This is a genomic window from Mesorhizobium sp. WSM3879 (assembly GCF_002294915.1).
GTDB lineage: Bacteria > Pseudomonadota > Alphaproteobacteria > Rhizobiales > Rhizobiaceae > Mesorhizobium.
The window spans coordinates 1-19,622 of the sequence record NZ_NSFZ01000019.1; the positions used below are offsets into that span (position 1 = coordinate 1).

A 19,622-nucleotide genomic window follows, 5' to 3' on the forward strand; every position below is an offset into this window, starting at 1 on the left:
ACATTGCATTGGGCAGGATCTCGCGAAAAATGATCCAGCCAAGACCCTCTCCCCGCAACTTGGCTGCTTCTACGAAGTCCATTGCGTTGATATCCGCAGCAACGGCACGTGAGAGGCGATAGACGCGCGTGGAGCTTAAAATCCCCATCACGAGAATGAGTGTCACATTGTTCGCGGGCAGCACTGCCAAGATCACGAGACCGAAGATCAATGTCGGTATGGCCATTAGTAGATCGACAACGCCCGACATAAGTGTGTCGACCAGTCCCCCGACCACGGCAGCCGTAAAGCCAAGGATAGCGCCGAGAGAAAAGGACAGAGCAGTTGCCATACCGGCAATAAAGATCGTGATGCGGGCGCCGTAGATCATGCGCGAGAGCAGGTCTCGCCCGAGATTATCAGTGCCCAGCCAGTGCGCCGACGACATCGGCACCCATACGTCGCCCACGATCTCGCCATTGCCGTGTGGAGCGATCCATTGCGCAAAAAGCGCACCGATAACTGCCAGACCGGTCAGGAGTAGGCCGATCAACGCCGCGAGCGGGATTTGTCTGATATTGAACATTGTTACCTACTTGGGATGCCTCAGGCGCGGGTTGGCAAGGATCGCAGCGACGTCGGCCACGATGTTGAGCCCGATGTATACAGCAGCAAAGATGAGACCGACGGCTTGGACCACTGGCACGTCTCGCTTGACGACATGATCGACGAGATACTGCCCCATCCCCGGATAGACGAAGATCACCTCGATCACGACAACGCCGACCACTAGGTAGGCCATGTTAAGCATCACGACATTGACGATGGGCGCGATGGCGTTCGGGAAAGCGTGCTTACAGATAATATCCAAGGCTGAAAGCCCCTTGAGCTCGGCCGTCTCGATGTAGGCCGACTGCATCACGTTCAGGATAGCTGCACGCGTCATGCGCATCATGTGCGCCAGCACGACGATCACCAAAGCGATTACCGGCAGCACAATCGCTTTCAGCTTTTCAAGAAACGGCATTCCGCCATAGACGGTCGAGATCGATGGGAACCACTGCAGCTTCACGGCAAGGAATAAGATGAGCAGATAACCGATGAAGAATTCAGGTAGTGACGTCGACGCTAAGGCAAATCCCGAAATCGCCTTATCGACTGGACCGTTGCGGAAACGCACAGCTATCAGCCCCAGGATAATTGAGACGGGAATCGACACGGCGGCGGCCCAGAAGGCGAGGAACAGCGTGTTCCACAGCCGAGGCATCAGCGTCACAGTGATCTCCTGTCGCGTGGTGAGCGCCTTCCCGAGATCGCCAGTCAAAACCCCACCAACCCACTGGAAGTAACGCATATAGGCAGGATCATTGAGGCCCAGCTCCTGACGCAAATTGGCAACCGCCTCGGGCGTGGCCGACTGACCAAGGATGGACTGTGCCACGTCGCCTGGAAGAATCTGGGTCCCCGCGAAGATCAGCACGGAAACGGAAAAAAGGAGGAAAATGCCCAGCGCAATGCGCTGGGCAACCAGCCTTAGAACGGGCGAGCCCCTAAACGCGCCCTTCACGCTTCGATCCAGCATTGCGCCAAGGCGTAGCCGTTGCACATATCCCGCGCAGGATGCTTCACGAAGCCCTTCACGCCGGACCCTGTCGCGTCAATGAACTGGTTGAAGAACGGCACGATCACGCCACCCTCGTCCCGAACGATGTTGGCCATCTCGCGATAGAGGTTCTTGCGCTTCTCCTGGTCGAGTTCGGCGCGCGCCTCTTTGAGAAGCTTGTCGAATTTGTCATTGAAGAAGTGAGTGTCGTTCCACTCCGCCGTAGACAGATACGCACTTGAATACATCTGGTCCTGCGTTGAGCGCCCGGTCCAATAGGAGGCATAGAAAGGCTGCTTTTGCCACACCTCCGTCCAGTAACCGTCCCCCGGCTCACGCTTGACCTTGAGGGTGATGCCGGCCTCGGCGCAACTCTGCTGATAGAGCTGGGCGGCATCAACCGCGCCCGGAAAGGCCACGTCCGAAGTCCTGAGCAGGATCGGCCCGCTATGGCCTGACTTCTGATAGTGGAATTTGGCTTTATCTGGATCGAAAGCGCGCTGCTCCACGTCACCGGGAAAGAGCGGATAGGCATCGTTGATTGGGAAGTCGTTACCCAACGAGCCATACCCCCGCAGAATCTTGTCCAACATTTGCTCGCGGTTCAAAGCAAGCTTCAACGCCATTCGGAGATCGACGTTGTTAAACGGCGAGGTGTCGCAGAACATGTTGAAAAGGTAGCAACCTCGCCCCGTCACATTCTGGATCGTGACGCCAGGGACGCGCTTGACCAGGTCGACGACCTTCGGCTCGACACGGTTGATCATGTGGACCTGTTTGCCTTGCAGCGCAGAGATACGTGCCGTGGCATCGTTGATGACGATGATTTCAATTTGGTCGGCATGGCCGAGGCTGTTGCCCTGCCAGTAATCCTTGAACTTTTCCCCGCCGTGCCGCACGCCGGGCTCGTTGACGGTCACCTTGTAAGGGCCGGCCCCTATCCCTGCGGCAGGAGCATCCTTGCCGCCATTGGGCTGAATGATCAGGTGATAATCGGTCATCAAATAAGGCAGATCAACGTTGGGTTCCTTCAGCGTGATGACGACGTCGCCGCCATCGACCTTGATCGTTTCGAAACCGCGTAGGACCCCCAGAGCGCCTGATTTGGACTCCTTATTGGAATGACGCTCTAACGTGGCCACAACGTCTTGTGGCGTTACATCCTTGCCGTTGTGGAACGCGATGCCCTTCCGAATCTTCAGGGTCCAAGTCTTCGCATCCTTCGAGGAGTCAATTTCCTGGGCGATGCGGTATTCGATCCGGTTGTCGGGGGTTACTTCCATCAGCATCTCGCCCCAACATCTGCCGAACGCAATCGGAGGGGCCCCCGCCGGAAGCGCTGGGTCGAGACTGTCGGTGGCGCCACCGCCCTGAAGACCGGCCTTGAGAATGCCGCCCTTTCTCGGCGCCTGCGCCTCTGCGGCGCCGGCAATGAGCGAGTTGGCGAAGGCGGCGCTCATGCCGAGTGCCGTCGCGCGGCCAAGAAATTCACGTCGGCTCATCCGGCCCGCAACGACGCGGCAGTTGAGATAGTCGAGCTCCTGCAACATCGGATGCTCCTCCCTTTGTTTGGTACCCGACGACGTTCATGCTGGTTTTGTTTTGGTGATTTTAGGCGGCTACGAACTCCGGCTTGCGCAAATTTTTCCATGATTGACGCAGGAAATCGGCATTTTTGACGCATTATGTATATAAGACGGCGGCACCCAACTTGGTAAAGCAGGCCTGCCGGATCCGGTCATGCCTCGGCGAAATTCGACTGGGTTGCAGTAGATAGCCACAGGCGCATATCGCCAAGGCGGTGGCCATTCCCAGAAAATGGTACCGCCAACCCCTTTCACGATCGCAGTTCGAGGCCAACTGAGCGAGCAGTACTTGGGTGATCCCGAGCAACCCTAGGTGCCCGGCCGCCCCGTCGACATACTATCCACGACAGTGTGTCGTACCAATCCTTCGCATCGTGTTCGAGGAGCGCGAAGTGGCGGCCGTAATCAAAAGGGCCCGCGAAGCTCTTGCACAACCACTGCATAGCCCTGTGCCGCGAACATTATGGCTACAGGTTTGCTGGGTTTAGGCAGGCGAGACTTTGCCGTACTTCCTCCAAAATCACGGACAGCTTGCGGGCGGCGGTACACCCCGTTGCAAGTTCCAAGCCGTCGTTCATAGCGACACGCAGCCCCGCCTCCAGAACTATGCGGCGCGAACAGCGTCGTGCCAAGTTCAGGCCACGTGGTGGATGTCTCTATGCTCCTGGATCTGGCCTATTTACCGCCAACCAGCAGATCGAACAGCGGTGCCAACGTAGGCCGCTTATCAAGTTCCTCTATGAACTCGCCGATCAACTCGAGCTGTTTCTCAGAGAACGGCAACATGGACATTTCGGCACAAGCTTTAAGCTTCAGCATGCCATCGGTGAGCGAAGCAGGGTTTTCGGGATGGCCAAACGGCTTATCGATGCGAATGAAATGTTGCGTTCCAGACTTTAGCTTCACCTTTACTGTAGTCGGCGAATTGCCGTACCGACCGTGAGTGCGATTTATTTCTGGATCAATCTCGACCTTTGTGGCCGCCATTATCCGGCGGACCGATGGATCCTGAATGGCCTCGGCGCGGAAATCGCCAATTGCGACTTGCCCGCGCTGCGCCGCCACAGCTACGGCGTAAGGCAGGCTGAAACGCGCCACGACCGGGTCATCTGGATTCCATTTTTGGTCGCGCGGCTCGACGACCACACTCGCCGCACGTTCATTCAAACCGAGCTCAATACAAAGAATATCTTCGCCAGTGAAATTGTGCTCCTCACGCAATTGAAGGAGACCATCGATCCCGTGATGCGTAGCTCTGCAGGATGGCCAAGGTTTAAAGCTAATAGAGGCGTTCACATAGTCGGAACCAAGTTGGTCCACTATCGCATCAAGGCCATAGTCCGGTTCAAAGGCTTTATAGAAGCCGTACTTCCCAAAGAACGGCTCCCTCGGACCGTTGAAACCCACCATCGCTGATAGGGCTGATTCTACACCCGAGCGGGCCCGCAACCCCTGCTGCAGCGCCACCGTGTGTGCATTCTCCTCATACATTTGGAACTCGCCAGCGGCATGGGCGTAAGCGATACCGAATGCATTCCGCATCTTCTCTTCATCGACCCGCAGCAACTTCGCACTCACCGCCGTGGCGCCCCAGACAGCGACCATATTGTCGCGGCCTGTATCTATGGCGTTGGTTGCGACGCTTCGTGATAGACGGATGTGCAGATCGATAGCCGTCGCGAGAGCCGACAGCAATTCGGCTCCGCTTATAGAAGCGTCGCGTTCGGCAAGGGCCAACGCGGGCGGAACATTGTATGCGCTGGCGTGGCAACCATTAATAGCAATCTCGTAGGTGTCATCATAATCAAGGGCTCTAGCTGTCGTGGCATTGACAAGGACAGCCAAGCTGGATGGGAGCTTTTCTCCGGAAATCCAAACTGAGCATTCAGGTTTGCCACCAGACAAAGCGCCCAGTTGGCGGGCAAAGTGCGCAATAAGATCATTCGATCCCCCGATAGCGCACGCTATAGTGTCTAGGATCGAGAGTTTCGCACGTTCAATCGCCTTCCTAGGAATCCTGTCCAAACTCGAATTCAGAACGTGACTGATGATTTGCCTCATAATATCCATTGCCGAACCTCCAGGCAGGTAGATCGCTCTTTTCTGAGGAACAAATCCCAGCCGCCTCGTCAGGACGACAGCAACGATCTCGAGTGCATGACCTACACGAGCGACGTTCTATGTTTAACGCTCACCTCAGCGTCTGGCTGATGACGAGCGCTTTCACAAGCCATCGTTTAGTCAACATAGGAAGCCGGAGATCGTCCGTCAAAAAGCCGGGCTTCATTCAAGGCTCGATCCAGCATTTCGCAAACGCATAACCGTTCATCAGTGAGTCGACCCCTCCGACATAGCCGCCAACCTTGTCGGAAATGGCGTCAATGAACTGGTTGAACATCGGCACGATCGTGCCGCCTTCATCGCGAACGATGTTGGCCATCTCGCGATAGAGGTTCTTGCGCTTATCCTGATCGAGCTCGCCGCGCGCCTCGATGAGAAGCTTGTCGAACTTTGCTTTGGAGAAGCGTGAGTCGTTCCAGGGCGCCTTCGACAAATAGACGGTGGAGTATATTTGGCTCTGCGTCGCTCGTCCGCTCCAGTAGGTTGCGTGAAAGGGCTGCTTGTTCCAGACTTCCGACCAGTAACCGTCGCTCGGCTCGCGCTTGACCTCAATGGCGATGCCGGCCGTGGCGCAGCTCTGTTGGAAGAGCTGCGCGGCGTCGACTGCACCGGCAAAGGCAACCTCGGACGTCCTGAGAAGGATTGGACCACTGTGGCCCGACTTTTTATAGTGGAACTTGGCCCTATCCGCATCGAAGGTGCGCTGCTCGATGCCTTCGGGAAAGAGCGGATAGGAGGCGTTAATCGGGAAGTCGTTGCCGATGGTCCCATAGCCGCGCAAGATCTTATCGACCATTTCCTGCCGATCTATCGCAAGCTTAAGCGCCATCCTCAGATCGCTGTTATCGAACGGCGCTGTGTCGCAGAACATGTTAAAAACGTCATAGCCGGGACCTGACACAGCCTCGACCTTCAGACTGGGCACGCGCTTGACGAGATCGACAACCTTGGGCTCCACCATGTTGATCATGTGGACCTGGCCGCCCTGCAGCGCGGAGATGCGGGCTGTGGGGTCATTAATTGCGAGGATCTCGACCTGATCGGCGAAACCCATCTTGTCAGACTGCCAGAAATTGGCGAAGCGCTCGCCGACGTAGCGGACACCGGGCTGGTTGACGGTCACCTTATAGGGACCTGCGCTGATGCCTTCAGCCGGATTGCCCTTGCCGCCGTTGGGCTGGATGACGAGATGATAGTCCGTCATCAGAAAGGGCAATTCGGCGTCCGGCTTTTTGAGGGTGATGATGACGTTCCGGCCGTCGGCCGTGAGGCTCTCAATGTTGGCCAAGATACCCAGCGCGCCGGATTTCGATTCCTTATTGGAATGCCGTTCCAGCGTAGCCACAACGTCTTCCGCTGTCACCGTCTTGCCGTTGTGGAATTCTACATCGTGACGAATTTTGAAGGTCCAGACCTTGGCGTCCTTGGACGAGCCGACTTCCTCGGCGAGGCGATGCTCCAGTCCGCCGCCGGGCACCATCGCAACCAGATACTCGCCCCAGCATTTGCCGAAGTTGGCCGGCAACGTCATAAACACTGCCGGATCGAGGGTTTGGGTCGCCTCACCACCATGGAGGCCGCCCTTGATAATTCCGCCGCGCACCGGCCCTTGGGCCCGCGCGGCGCTAGCGAGGAGCGAATTCGCGAACGTGACCGAGACGCCGAGCGCCGTCGCGCGGCCGAGAAATTCACGCCGGCTCAGCCGGCCCGCAGCGACGCAGCGGCTCAGATAGTCGGCTTCCTGTGACATCTGGATCTCTCTCCTTCCAAGTGTTACCGTGGGCGCCCTCAGTGCAGCCTCTAGCAGAACAGTAGCAACGCCAATGCGGTCGCTATCCGCGAATCTCCGTCATGGAGCGCAGGAAACCGGCGTTTTCACTCGTCTGATGCACAGAACAACTTCTCATCGAGCGGGTTCGCTGGCGGCCAATCGGACTCCTGCAGTCCAGAAGGGAAGCAGCCAGCAGACTTCAGTTTGAGCTGCTGGATTCGATTGACGGCCGACGAGCCCGATATCCTAGGTTCGTAGCGCGCTGTTTTTGATGTTTGCAGAGATCATCCATTGCCCATGAAACGAGTTGAAAGCGTCTCAACGCCGTGCGGCGCGATGATCGCCTTAAAGGGCAGAGCCTCTTGTCAGCAGCGACTGACGCGACAGTGAGACGCTCTGGTGTCATCGCGGGGGGGGTGATGTTGCCGCAGTGCCCCGCAGGCCGTGATGACCCGTGCTGATGCTCGGGCCATCAGCCTCAAGCGCGATCGAATGCTATCATTAGTCTGCAACAAACGGGATGTGGGGACCAACATGATGAACGTCAAGACTCGGCGCTTGGCGAGGTCGACACGATGTCGTTGGCAAGACACGCCTCCTCGTCACGACCACCCCTTAGGGCTTGGGCCATGCCGGCATCTCAATGATCCCCGCGCCGAGATTGGCCAGAGCCTGCGTCAAATCTTCGCGCCGCAGTCCGCAACAGACGGCGCAATCTCCAAAGCTGTCGATACGCAGGCGATGACGCCGAGTGCCACACCCCTGCCCTGGAGGTCGGCCGGATACATCGCCAGCTCGACCAAATGCCGCTCAATGAGGCCGTCGTCTGGATCGCGTTCCGCGATCGTGGCCACGGAGAGCAGCGCATGCGCACAGCTTCTAGCTTTCCAATTCATCTCGGATGGCGCGGATCGCGGCGAAGGAATCAAATTTTAGTGGCCTTGGGCCTTGGTCTACAAGGTCAGGCCACTGTGCGCGCTTCACCGGCAATTGGCCAGGCTGATGTGAGAGTTTCACCGCTGCGAAGTCCGCCTCAGGATCAATATAGATCACTTGGCCACCATACCCCCACGCGATGTAAGCACCTCTCTCTTGATCTTCGATCCAGAACGTATTGTGATAAGTACCGCTTGGCAACTTTGACTTCGCATCTACGTAAGAGCTTGCGTCATTCTCGAACCGCTTGAACAGGAGAGGATTAGGGCGCCGTGTGGCCTCGATCCATTCAGATGGAACGATCTGCCTTCCGTTCAGTCTGCCACGGCGCAGATGCAGCAGCGCGAATCGTGCAAAATCCCGCAGTGTGGCCTGGAATCCGCCAGACGACATGGCGAAACGGGAGGCGTCCACGATTTGGAAAGCATCTTCCTCCGCCCCCATCGGCCCCCACAATTCACTGCTGAACAGCTCGGGTAGAAACTTGCCGGTTACGCGCTGCATGATGAGCCCCAGCACGTCGATGTTGGGGTCAAAATACGCGAAGCGCGCGCCGTGCGGCGCCTCCTGATCCGTTATCCGCAGAATGGCTTGCCACACGTCCCCTGGAGCGTCAGGATGTGCCTCCGAGGGGCCAAAATATCCTCCAGCCACACAGAAATTGTAGTATTCAGTATGCGGCTCATGCCACGGCCCTTTCATCGTCGCGCCCGTAGTCATGTCTAGCAGATGCTGGACAGTAGCGCCGCGAAAGGCGGTCGCTTGAAGTTCAGGTAAATACTGCGTGACCAGACCTTCGGTGTCGATCAGCCCCCGGTGGACAAGGATCCCAATCATCGTTCCCGTGACGGACTTTGAACCCGATCTCGCAATGTGCTTAGAATGCGGCTCCATCCCATTCATGTATGTTTCGAACACAATCTCGCCGCGATGCAGCACGAGAAACCCGCCAGTATAGTCCTCCTCGAGATATTCGCGAATCGTCGCACGCTGGCCTTCTCTGGACGCGATCTCGATGTCGCCGATATCGTTGAACCGACGCGGAAGCGGCAAGACCGGGCCTGGCCCCCGCCAAACCATGGCCGTTCGCGTGTATTCGCTTACACGCGAAAACGTCCAACGGCTGTATGGCCAAAAGGACCATTCATCGGGCGGGATCATAGGCGCGCCTAGCGTCGGATCGAGCTGCCATGACTGGGGACCAGACTGCGATGGCTTGCAGGCAGAGCGGCGGCTGAGATCGTCGGCTTCTTGCGACATGTAAATGGCTCCCCTTTTGTAGCTCGACAGGCAGGATTAAATGGACCATCTGTATAATAGCATCGTCGCTGAACTGCTTCGCCCGCGCTGCCTACTGTGGACGCATGAAATCGGCGTTTTCTCGTCGGCGAAGCAGTTTGGACGCGCCTTGCAGGCTCGGCGACCAAGACAGTGTCGATCTGGAGGGTCCGGCTTGGGGTCTCAAGTTCGTTGGCCGCTATTGAGAGATTACTAACAAGGAACGTACCCCTCCTCTGCCTACCATCTTGCCGATGGCAGCATCCGAGCATGCGGCCTACCACAATGTTGCGAAAGCATTCGCTACTCTTAGCTTGCGCGACTCGCCCGCTGTCCTAAATTTCAGCAGAGGCTGGTTAAGAGCAAAGCCGGTCCCGGCGCCAGCCTCGCAGGCATTGCGTCTCGAAGGAACCCGGCGCTGTATCGAGCGGCACGATGTGCTGCGATCGCTCTATGATGCGCCATGATCATGAGCCCGATCCTGCTCGAAAGCCAGACGGCCGAGCTCTTGCGCGAAGAACGCTCCAGTACGTCGAGATAAGGAAAGATGTCCGGGCACTTCGCCGACGCAAGGAGATCATATTACTACCCGACGAAACTCAATATTGCTCTTTGGTAGTTGGCACGAAACCCAGCTCTGGGCTGCGAGATCGAATACTGCCGTTACTCTTCAATAGGCAGAGCTAACGACGCCTTTATTCGGTCCATAACCACCATCGTCTTAACTGCTTTGATATCAGACTCGTGGAAAAATCGACGGGTAAATGCCTCATACTCCGCCATATCCCGCACTGATATCAGGAGAACGAAATCAGCTTCACCCGTCACATAATACGCGCTCATGATCTCAGGCGTGCGTCGAACCGCTTGCTTGAAGCGATCAATGATATCCACCCGCTCGCGCTCGAGACTGATGGACGCCAGCATGAGCATGGGTCGACCCACGGCTTGCGGCGAGACTATGGCAACGTCGGCCTCTATCACGCCATCATCCCGCAGTCGCTTCAGTCGCCGCTGGCAAGCCGTCGCAGAGAGGCCGGCAAGTTCGCCTAACTCGGCCGTCGTTAAGCGATTGTCGCGCTGCACAGCGTTCAGAAGCTTCCGATCAACTCGATCCAGGTCCATTTCACGATCATTGCAAAAAAGGAGAGATCTGCGCAGAAAAACTGCTTGACCTGCGCGATATTAGCCTGAGTCCCACAAGGATCAAGCCATAAAATGATCCGATCAGCGAAAGGCGCATTTGCCTCCCGGTGGTGAACCTCTTGCCCTTATAAGTTGGGGCGAATGGTAGGATCGTCCGCAAGTAGCTCGGCTTCTCAATCAAGGCGCTTGGTTGCTCACAACCGCAGAATCGGCGTCCTGATTAGGTTATACGCCTTTCACCACGAACAGGATTTGATGACGAGCATGACTAGCCATTTTCTTCCTTTAGACGTCCTCAGGCGCGAATTTCCAGCCACCAAAAGCGCCATTTACATGGATGTTGCAAATCAGGGACTCATATCCAGAACCACCCGCACGTCCATGGATCAGCACCTTGATAACCGGCTAAACGGCCTGAATGACGAAGAAGCAATGATGCAGCTTGTCGAGCAAACACGCTCCAGATTTGCTCAATTCATTGGGGCCGAAAAAGTCGAAATCGCTGTGACGAAGAATGCATCGGAAGGCATTAACATAATCGGAAACGCGATTGCTTGGAAGTCGGGAGACAACGTTGTCTTGTGTCGCCAATTGGAGCACGCAAACAACATCTTGCCTTGGCTGCAGCTCAGAGACAAGCACGGAGTTGAGCTACGGATTGTAGAAGCTGATAATGGCGCAATCCCGTCCCGCGCCACTATCAATCAAATCGACTCGCGCACCCGTATCGTAACAGTATCGACTGTCACAATGGTGCCAGGCTTCAAGACAGTGATGGAGCCGATAGCTGAGGCTTGCAAGCGCCTTGGCGCCTTTCTTTTGGCTGACGCCTCCCAATCAGTTGGCATCCTCCATACCGATGTTAAACTCCTTGGCGTCGACGGTTTGGTGGCATCATCTTACAAGGGGTTGATGGGCCTCTATGGGTTGGGATTTCTATATTGCCGCCAAGAATGGGCCGATCGCCTAAGCCCCGCCTACCTCGCCCGCTTTAGTGTCGATTTGGGCGACGCACCAGAGTCGGCTCCAATATTCGAATCGGTAAAATTGCGGGCCGGCGCGCCCCGCTTCGAGGTTGGCCATTTCAATTTTCCCGGCGTCATAGCGGTCCACGCATCCATCGGACAGCTGATGAAAATCGGCACGCCCGCCATTGAACAAAGCGTTACATCGGTCGCAAGGCGATTGGCGGCGGGCCTCCTAGACCTCGGGCTACCTGTCTGCGGCGGAACGCCAGGGGATCACATCGGAAGTATTGTTGCTCTGGGAGAGCCAGCACCTGGTTGGGGAAAAGCCGATAGCCGCTTTCAGTCGCTCCACGAGCATTTATTGAAAAACCAGGTGATCGTCTCAGCACGCCGAGGAATGCTGCGCTTCTCGCTACATTTATACAACACCGCAGACGAGGCTGACCGAGTTGTCAGCCTGGCAAAGAACTGGCTGGTATAGCCGCAAACTTGCATTCCACGGGAGGATAGGAGTATTCATGTCGTCCATCAGCACACAGACGGTAGATCTTCTCAAACAACTCATTGAGATTGAGAGCATCAACCCTTCAGCTTCGGCAAAGGGGAGCGGTGAACAAAAGATCGCTGAGTTCCTTGAGGCTTTCTGCCTAGAGCGAAATCTGCCCTTTGAGTATCAGGAGGTAACCGACGGCCGCGCCAACTTCTTCACCTGGGTTCCTGGGCAGGAGCCCGATAAGCGTGTCCTGTTCATATCCCACATGGACACGGTGCCGGTTGATAATTGGGAGGCAGATCCTTTTTCGCCGGACGAACGGGATGGTCGGATCTATGGGCGAGGAAGTTGTGACGATAAGGGCCCGCTCGCGGCAATGCTCATGGCTCTTAGCACGCTGGGGGACCGTAAGCCACGATACACGATTGTCCTAGGCGCAAGCGTCGACGAAGAATACCGAAAGAAGGGAGCGCGAAAGATTGCTCAATCAGGTGTTTCCTACGAGGCTGCGGTGGTCGGTGAGCCCACTGACTTGGAGCTTGTCGTTGCGCATAAAGGATCAGTCCGCTGGCAGGTTGAAGTGGAGGGCGTGCCGGCTCACAGCTCCAAGCCCCACCTCGGAGTGAACGCGATCACGGGAATGGCCAAGGTTATCTTAGCGCTCGACAAGGCTAACGAGTCTCTGTCCCAACGTATGCACCCCCTGGTCAGCCCTCCTACCCTTACCATCACGCTGATCGAAGGGGGTGCGGAATTGGCGACGGTGCCGCCATCCTGCCGCGTGTGGATCGACCGGCGGCTCATCCCGGGAGAGCGACCGGCCGACGCGCTACAGGAGGTAGAAAACATCCTGGAAGGCCTGCGCCGGGGTCCCGATAAGGTCAAGGTGCGCTCGCTGCTACCCGCTCTTGAAGATCCAGCTCCCCCGAGTGCGGAAGCCACAAAAATCGCCGCGGTGGCAGCAAAGGCCTGTGCTGAAGTTGCGGGAACGGGCCAGCACCGCGGAGTTCCATATGGGACGGATGCGAGTCAGCTGTCGTTGGGGGGTATTCCCTGCGTCATTCTTGGACCTGGGAGTATTGATCAGGCCCATACCGCTAATGAGTACGTGGAGATTGATCAGTTGGCCAAAGCCGTCGACATCTACCAAAGGATCATGCTTACCTACTAGCGACACTGGCACGATCACGCAACCATACGATCCCGCGATGACCTGGGCTTCGCGGGACCACGTGTTACGGCATAGTTTCAAGCCCTATCAGTCCCCTTACACATGGATCCCGCCGTTGCCGGATGACCAACGATCATCTCTGATACGGCAAGGTGCATTGGGACGATATCGGCCGGGGGCTTCGCCGGTCGAGGGCCGCAAACGTCTATGAAGTGCGGAAGAAGATTGTCGTCGAGCTCGCCATTGAGAACCCGGTCGATGCCGATATACTTCGTGCCTGTGCCCGACAGCGGCACGCCGGCCGCGATCCGCTCGCTGAAGCCGCCGGCCTCCCTTCGAGCTCGGCATCATCCGCAAGCATAATGTCGGCCGCATAGACCCCACACTGCCTGCCGAAGATAAGGTGGTCAGCCAAGGTCAAACTTGGCCTGTATCGTGAACTCGGTCGAAACCGTGTGGGGGCTGACTCCCTTCGATCCGTTACGCTCGAACACCGCACTACCTCTGAGTCCTTGGTCGGTTTGTTCGACACGGCTCGCCGACAGATGCAGCGTTTGTTCCGGGCACAGGGCGCCTCTGCGCAGATCAGGAGACCAATCTTCGCCCGCTGTTGTGAAGTCGCGATCGCGTCGGGTGGGTCAAATGGTGCGGATCGGCGGCACGTGCGATGAGGTCCTCCGAAAGGTCCGGCTGCTCGGCGAGGACTTTGCGGATCGTTTTACGGGAGGACAGGACAAGCTTTGCAAGCTCTACCATCGGATCATACCGATCGCGGGCATCAGAGCTGTTGCCACGGCGGTGCTGCTTCGAGTATCTGCGGCTAGTCTCTGCATTGGCGGAAATGTCCGCGACGCACTTCGCGCGCCGAACATCGACGGCATTGGTCCGAAGCACAGTGAGTGCAGGATGTTGTAGGCCATCACCGGCTCCATGAGGTTCAGCTGCAGCTGTCCCGCTTCGGAGGCGAGCTAATCGTGAGATCTCAACCGATGAACTGGAAGGCGACCTGTTGGCCACGTCCGGCACTACAGGATTGACCTTTCCGGGCATGATCGAGGAGCCTGGGGCTGAAGCGCTCGCAAATTGATTTCGCTGAAGCCGCCACGCGGGCCGCCGGAAAGCAGCCGCAGATCGTTACATATTTGGCCGTCCATTCCCGAGAAGAGCACGAACGCACAGGTGTGTCCCAGCAGCCTTTAGATTTACGGCCGAGACGAAGGCAGGCCGGAAATCGCGCGCAACTCGGCGACAGATGCCGCCTGATACCAGGGTTCGCATTGATGCCGGTGACAATCGCCGTGCCACCGAGATTGAATTATTGGAGAAAGCGCTGGGGTCGCGTGGCAGTCCTATGATCTCCAAGCCGCGGTTGGCGATCACCTCATGTTCATGTTGGTCGAGGTGCCTGCTCCTGAAACACATCGAGCGGGAAGTGGCTCAGATGGCAAGATGACATCGGCCTTTTGCTCGTACGGATCGCCAAGCGCCGCGTTGGCCGTGCCGCTGCCGTTTTACATAAGCAAGCGCCTTGATAAGGTTCGGAAGATGGCTGATCCGGATACCCGCAATCGGGAAGTTAGCAATGGCCCGAGCGGTTTGCGGGCCATAATAGGCTTCGACCGGGATGCTTACAGACCAAGCGGATCTTTCTCGATGCGCTCTAAATGTGGAACCTTCGTCACCACGGTTACCTCACTCATTTTCGCTGGCGCAGTTGCTCGGGGGCACAGGCCAGTCGGAAGCATCAAACTCGCCGCTCATCGAAGCCTCGTCATGGTGCCTGCCTCTGCGGCCGAGCGGTCCAACAGGCCACAACTTTGGGCCTCTGTAGTTGCGGAGCGGACACGTCCGGGGAACAGAAAGAACTAGCTGCTCCGCCTGATGGTGGTGCACAACCTATTGCTTAGCCCGATCGCCGTTTGGATCGAAAAAGGCCCGGAGCGACGCGTCACATTCATAAAGTTTGCCGGCGATCTCGATTTCCCATCGACCGTTTTCGATCAGGTCCTTCGTGACACCAGCGGGGTGGTTTACATATCCCATTCCAATTGACGTTCCGATCGTAAAACTCTTCACGCCGGACGAAATATATCCAACAATCCTCCCGTCACATCGGATAAGCTCTTCATGAAAGAGGACAGGCTTCGGATCACGAAGCTTGAATGATATCAGTCGTTTTTTTAGCGGTCCGGAATTTTTCTGAGAGGTTAACGCCTCTTTTCCTATAAAGCCGCCTTCTTTATTCCAATCCACTGTAAATCCTAACCCCGCTTCAAGCAACGTATCCACTGGCGTCAGGTCGAGTTGGTATTCTCGGTAGGCGCGCTCGGACCGCAGATGTTCAAGGGCGTGGTATCCTGCCGCCTTGAGCCCATACGCCTGGCCGGCCTTCCAAACAACGTCAAAGACGTGCTGGGCCATCTCGGTTGGAATATGAAGCTCCCAGCCAAGCTCTCCGACATAGGTCAGTCTATTGGCTATTACGCGAGCATACCCGATATCAATTTCCTGACTGGTGGCGAATGGGAAGGCCGAGTTTGCCAGATCTGTGTCCGTTACCCGGGATAGGATTTCGCGCGATCGCGGGCCTTGCAATGAAAGGACCGCGTACCCGGATGTCACATCAGTTACCGTGACATTCCATTCATCGGTAATATGCTTTGAAATCCATGCCTTATCCCTAGGATGGACGGTCGCTGAGGAGATGATTAGGAACTCCGTTTGCGACAAGCGGTTTACAGTGATATCCGTTTCTATCCCGGCCTTTTCATTGAGCATGTGGGTGTACACCAGCTTCCCCACAGCAACATCTACATTGCCGGCGCAAAGCCGCTGGAGGAAGCGGCAGGCGTCGCGACCCTGAACCAGATGTTTGCCGAAAGAGCTTTGGTCCAACAAGATAGCATCGCTGCGGGCAGCCTTGCACTCCTTACTGACATACTTGAACCAGTTCGGCTCGTCGTAGGAATAGATGTTTTTGGTCGGCTCCCCCTCGCCTGCGAACCACATGGGACGCTCCCATCCCATTCCTTCACCAAAGCTGGCTCCAAGCCTCGCCCACCGGTCGTGAAGCGCGCTTTTGCGGACCCCTCGGGATGTCTCAGGCTGGTAGGCTGGCCAGTGCATCTTGTAGTGACGACCCAGCACTTCGGCTGTGCGATCGTGCAAATATCGCTTGTTGATCTGGAAGGGATGAAATCGGGCGACGTCAACGAAGCTGATGTCCATTTGAGGCTCACCCGCGATGATCCACTCTGCCAGAGCTCGCCCGGCTCCTGCGCCGAATTCAATGCCCTCTGAGTTATAACCGGTGGAAACGTAGAGGTTTTTCAATCCAGGAACTTCACCGATCATGAACAAAAGGTCGGGGGTGAAACTTTCCGGACCATTGAAAAATTTGGCAATGCCGGCGTTCGCGAGATCAGGCACAATTTCTATCGCCTTGGTCATCGGCAGTTCAAAGTGCTCCCAGTCTTCCGGAAGCTCAATGAAGGCCGTGTCCTTCGGAAGCTTCCCCATCGGCAAAGGTTTTCCCCAAGGCTCGAAGGCACCCACCAAGAGCTTTCCTGTATCTTCCTTAAGATAGACATGCCCGTCGGTGTCGCGTAGCACTGGCAAGGTGGGCGTCACGAAATCCATGGCTTCGGTCACTACATAAAAGTGCTCTGCCGCATATATCGGGATGCGTGCCCCTAACTTCGACGCAAGTTCTCTGGTCCAAAGCCCACACGCAAGTACGAGAATTTCAGCTTCAACAACTCCGTCATTAGTCCGAACTTGGTAGTGCCCATCTGCTGTGCGCCAGACGTCGGTCACCTCCGCTTTTTCGGCGATTTTTGCGCCGTTTTTCTTGGCACCAAGTGCTAGCGCCATGCACGTGTCAACAGGATTTGTTTGGCCGTCGCCCGGGATAAAGACTGCACCTTCGATGATCGAGGCGTTGAGGGCCGGATAGAGCTTTTTCGCCTCGCTCGGCGAGATAATATTGGCCTCAAGGTCAAAACTCTTGGCGATCGATGCGTTGCGAGCGGTTTCGAATAGGCGCTCTTTGGTTCTGGCGACCCCAAGCGTGCCATTTCGTTTGAATCCGGTAGCTTGCCCGGTCTCGGCCTCCAGAGCGGAGTAGAGTTCTGCATTATACTTTGCGATCTCCGTTAGCGCATGGGTGCCACGCGTCTGCATGATCAAACCTGCAGCGTGCCAAGTTGTTCCGGACGTAAGGCTGTTGCGCTCCAGCAGCGCAACGTCCTTCTTACTGTTCTTTGCAAGGTGAAAGGCAATACTTGCTCCCGCGATGCCTCCACCAACTATCAGAATCTCGTGGTGGCGAGTGGGTACCTCACGAGGACGGAGGGGCGGATTCGTAATCATATGTATCCTTGTTCGGTTTCACTCAAGGGCGGGCGGCAAGGGTTCGACCTGTTTCGCCGGCTTGAGGCTCTATGGCAGCGTTTCCGCGCATTTCCGGCAGGCGATCCAGATTAGTCATTTTGCAACAGATTAAGGGCCGGAGCGCGCAGAGAGCCTCCTAATGGGACGCAAAAACGGTGCCGTTCTGCAATTTCTCAAGTTCGGCGCTGAATTATTGCGCTGGGGGGGGACGGAAGCAGCGAAACCCGGTATGATGCCATTGCGAACGCTTGCATGGCGCGTCCGAGGTCCGATAGTATCCTGCAACCTCTTTCCCGATGACAGTCCTCAAGGCAGACGTCTTGGGACCGCCCTCGCCGCTTGGCGGAGCCTCTGGAAGTTCTATGCCCTCTCTACACGACCCATGAACCGCATTTGAATTTTCGCTTGTTTGCCATGGGCCAGAGGATGGGAAGCAAAGCACATGATTGCAACTTCCCAACCCGATTAAGTAGAAAAATTTAAAGCAGCTAATCCACGACTATCAACTCGCGGGCAACATCAGCTAGCCGCTCTCCACCTTTTTCTGTAACAACAATCGACTCCGATATTGCGGCGCCGAAGGCAGGAGGCCTCACCCCAGATTGGAAATGGAAGCACATACCCGCCTGGAGCACAGTCCTTTCTCCGGCCCGAATGCTCACGGTACGTTCGCCCCAATCCGGCGGAAAATTCATGCCAATTGAGTACCCGGAACGGCCTTTCTTGGTGTACCCGTGGCGATTGAGAACGCTATGCCAGACGGCATTCACCTCGTCGACGACTACACCGGGCTTTGTCATTTCGAGTACAGCATCGCCACCTTCCACTATGGCGTTGGCGAGGTGCCTGACCTCTGCGGGTGGCTTTCCCATGTAAATGGTACGCGTCAGCGGCGCATGATAGTGGCGTCTCGCCGCCGCAACTTCTAAGAGAACGAGCCCTGACGACGGCAATGGTTTATCCGACCACGTGAGGTGCGGAGCATTCGTCTTTTCGCCGACCTGAATCAACGGACAAAGGCTAGTATAATCACCGTATTTTCCGCCAATACCTCTTGTTTGAGAGGCGTAAATCAGAGCGGCGATCTCGTATTCAGGGACTCCCGGCTTTAGATTTTCAATCGCCGTGCGCATGGTATGACTGACAATTTGGCCCGCTTCTCTCATATAGACCAGTTCAGCGTCGGATTTGACGAGCCTCGCCCAATTAACGAGTCCCCGGCTGTCGGAGAACTCTGCATTCGGAAGCCCTTTAACAAGGTGCTGGTGTGCTCGCGCAGTATAGAAATGGGCATCAAGCTCGACCCCTATCCGATCGGATCCCCATCCGCGTGATCTTATGATTTCGGTGACTTCGTCGTAAGGATGCAGCTCCACATGATGGAGTCGGTCATCCGAGAAATTGATGATGTTTTCCGCAGGCAGGTCCGTCGTAGCATGAGCACCGTTTACGTCAACCAGCCGTCCAATCCACATCGGCGATTCTGATTGGAGATGCAGTAGCACTACTTGCGGCGTGTAGAAGGACCAGGCGTCGTATCCGGTGAGCCAGCACATATTTGCCGGATCTTGGCAGATTAGTAGGTCCAGTCCTGCTTGCTCCATCCGTGTCTTTACGTCCTGAACACGGCGTTGGTACTCCGCAGGCAGAAAGGGTTTCTCATAAGTCATTTCGTAGTCGTCCTCTGCACCTATACCGGCCAAGCATTCTGCTAATGCCATTCCCACTAACCGCGATAACCTAGCATGCCTCCCAGGACTACTGGGCGCGGACTCAGCGGGCCAGCCGCACAAAACCTGCGTATTCGGCCTTGCGGGCGCAGTTTGCCTTCCCGTTGCGTGAAACTTTGGCGCCGCGACCGCAGCTCTTCTTTTGCTGACAGAGGCACAACGAGGTGCGAGCCTAGGGTTGGCACCTCAGACTTCCATCATTTGAGAGATCGCCGGCGATCTCTCAAATGAAGTTCACTCGCCAGGTCGCCCGATCTTGTCTGGGCGATGCTCTCTTGGATGATCGAAGCGCCACGACAACTGTAACTGCGTACATGACGATCCGGCACATCCCCGCCACAGCGCGGTAGACACTTGCCGGCTACGCGGCGCTCGACACTGAGGCGTGACCGTCGTCCTCCATGCGTGGACAGCTTCGAACGTTCAGTTGCTCGAAAGTCTCCGAGAA

12 protein-coding genes and 1 pseudogene are annotated in these 19,622 nt (G+C 56.5%); 3 read left to right on the forward strand and 10 right to left on the reverse strand.

Features of this window, described 5'->3' with window-relative positions; genetic code table 11:
* From CK218_RS28050 to CK218_RS28080, 8 genes are all read right to left on the reverse strand, one after another.
* A partial coding sequence (locus CK218_RS28050; protein ID WP_095829617.1) for an ABC transporter permease occupies positions 1-565 on the reverse strand: 565 nt, incomplete at its 3' end.
* A 6-nt stretch (positions 566-571) separates the two neighbouring features.
* Positions 572-1,561: an ABC transporter permease gene (locus CK218_RS28055; RefSeq protein ID WP_095829618.1), complete on the reverse strand. Its 990-nt coding sequence runs from the start codon at positions 1,559-1,561 to the stop codon at positions 572-574.
* Positions 1,543-3,132 (reverse strand): ABC transporter substrate-binding protein, encoded by a 1,590-nt coding sequence (locus tag CK218_RS28060; protein WP_095829619.1) that lies wholly within the window; start codon positions 3,130-3,132, stop codon positions 1,543-1,545. The genes CK218_RS28055 and CK218_RS28060 overlap by 19 nt, the downstream gene beginning before the upstream one ends.
* 711 nt (positions 3,133-3,843) lie before the next feature.
* Positions 3,844-5,238: an MmgE/PrpD family protein gene (locus CK218_RS28065; RefSeq protein ID WP_095829620.1), complete on the reverse strand. Its 1,395-nt coding sequence runs from the start codon at positions 5,236-5,238 to the stop codon at positions 3,844-3,846.
* A 217-nt stretch (positions 5,239-5,455) separates the two neighbouring features.
* A complete protein-coding gene (locus tag CK218_RS28070) occupies positions 5,456-7,039 on the reverse strand; it encodes an ABC transporter substrate-binding protein (protein WP_095829621.1) in 1,584 nt (527 codons plus the stop codon).
* A 698-nt stretch (positions 7,040-7,737) separates the two neighbouring features.
* Positions 7,738-7,914, reverse strand: a complete 177-nt coding sequence (locus CK218_RS30860) for a hypothetical protein (protein ID WP_179294627.1) — start codon at positions 7,912-7,914, stop codon at positions 7,738-7,740.
* Positions 7,915-7,939: 25 nt separating this feature from the next.
* Positions 7,940-9,256 carry a serine hydrolase gene (locus CK218_RS28075; protein WP_095829622.1) on the reverse strand — a complete coding sequence of 439 codons (1,317 nt, stop codon included), beginning with the start codon at positions 9,254-9,256 and terminating at the stop codon, positions 7,940-7,942.
* Between the two features lie 681 nt (positions 9,257-9,937).
* Positions 9,938-10,399 (reverse strand): Lrp/AsnC family transcriptional regulator, encoded by a 462-nt coding sequence (locus CK218_RS28080; protein WP_027163259.1) that lies wholly within the window; start codon positions 10,397-10,399, stop codon positions 9,938-9,940.
* Between the two features lie 276 nt (positions 10,400-10,675).
* On the opposite strand from CK218_RS28080, the gene CK218_RS28085 reads away from it, so the two are divergent.
* The 3 genes and pseudogenes from CK218_RS28085 to CK218_RS31250 all read left to right on the forward strand — a co-directional run.
* On the forward strand, positions 10,676-11,869 hold the full coding sequence (locus CK218_RS28085) for an aminotransferase class V-fold PLP-dependent enzyme (RefSeq protein ID WP_095829655.1): 1,194 nt from the start codon (positions 10,676-10,678) through the stop codon (positions 11,867-11,869).
* 37 nt (positions 11,870-11,906) lie between these two features.
* Positions 11,907-13,052, forward strand: a complete 1,146-nt coding sequence (locus tag CK218_RS28090) for a M20 family metallopeptidase (protein WP_095829623.1) — start codon at positions 11,907-11,909, stop codon at positions 13,050-13,052.
* Positions 13,053-13,221: 169 nt separating this feature from the next.
* Positions 13,222-13,425: pseudogene (locus tag CK218_RS31250) on the forward strand (amidophosphoribosyltransferase); the annotation flags it as partial.
* A gap of 1,523 nt (positions 13,426-14,948) precedes the next feature.
* Here CK218_RS31250 and CK218_RS28100 read toward each other — a convergent pair.
* Positions 14,949-17,423, reverse strand: a complete 2,475-nt coding sequence (locus tag CK218_RS28100; RefSeq protein WP_095829624.1) for an FAD-dependent oxidoreductase — start codon at positions 17,421-17,423, stop codon at positions 14,949-14,951.
* Between the two features lie 509 nt (positions 17,424-17,932).
* The gene (locus CK218_RS28105) at positions 17,933-19,114 is read right to left on the reverse strand and encodes a Xaa-Pro peptidase family protein (RefSeq protein WP_095829656.1); all 1,182 of its coding nucleotides are present in this window, start codon (positions 19,112-19,114) and stop codon (positions 17,933-17,935) included.
* Between the last annotated feature and the right edge of the window lie 508 nt (positions 19,115-19,622).

What these genes read in the sequence shown, in the direction of transcription:
- CK218_RS28060 (WP_095829619.1), bottom strand. Translation starts at nt 3,132, where the DNA reads ATGTTGCAGGAGCTCGACTATCTCAACTGCCGCGTCGTTGCGGGCCGG.
- CK218_RS28105 (WP_095829656.1), bottom strand. Translation starts at nt 19,114, where the DNA reads ATGACTTATGAGAAACCCTTTCTGCCTGCGGAGTACCAACGCCGTGTT.
- CK218_RS28100 (WP_095829624.1), bottom strand. Translation starts at nt 17,423, where the DNA reads ATGATTACGAATCCGCCCCTCCGTCCTCGTGAGGTACCCACTCGCCAC.
- CK218_RS28090 (WP_095829623.1), top strand. Translation starts at nt 11,907, where the DNA reads ATGTCGTCCATCAGCACACAGACGGTAGATCTTCTCAAACAACTCATT.
- CK218_RS28085 (WP_095829655.1), top strand. Translation starts at nt 10,676, where the DNA reads ATGACGAGCATGACTAGCCATTTTCTTCCTTTAGACGTCCTCAGGCGC.
- CK218_RS28065 (WP_095829620.1), bottom strand. Translation starts at nt 5,238, where the DNA reads ATGGATATTATGAGGCAAATCATCAGTCACGTTCTGAATTCGAGTTTG.
- CK218_RS28080 (WP_027163259.1), bottom strand. Translation starts at nt 10,399, where the DNA reads ATGGACCTGGATCGAGTTGATCGGAAGCTTCTGAACGCTGTGCAGCGC.
- CK218_RS28075 (WP_095829622.1), bottom strand. Translation starts at nt 9,256, where the DNA reads ATGTCGCAAGAAGCCGACGATCTCAGCCGCCGCTCTGCCTGCAAGCCA.
- CK218_RS28055 (WP_095829618.1), bottom strand. Translation starts at nt 1,561, where the DNA reads ATGCTGGATCGAAGCGTGAAGGGCGCGTTTAGGGGCTCGCCCGTTCTA.
- CK218_RS28070 (WP_095829621.1), bottom strand. Translation starts at nt 7,039, where the DNA reads ATGTCACAGGAAGCCGACTATCTGAGCCGCTGCGTCGCTGCGGGCCGG.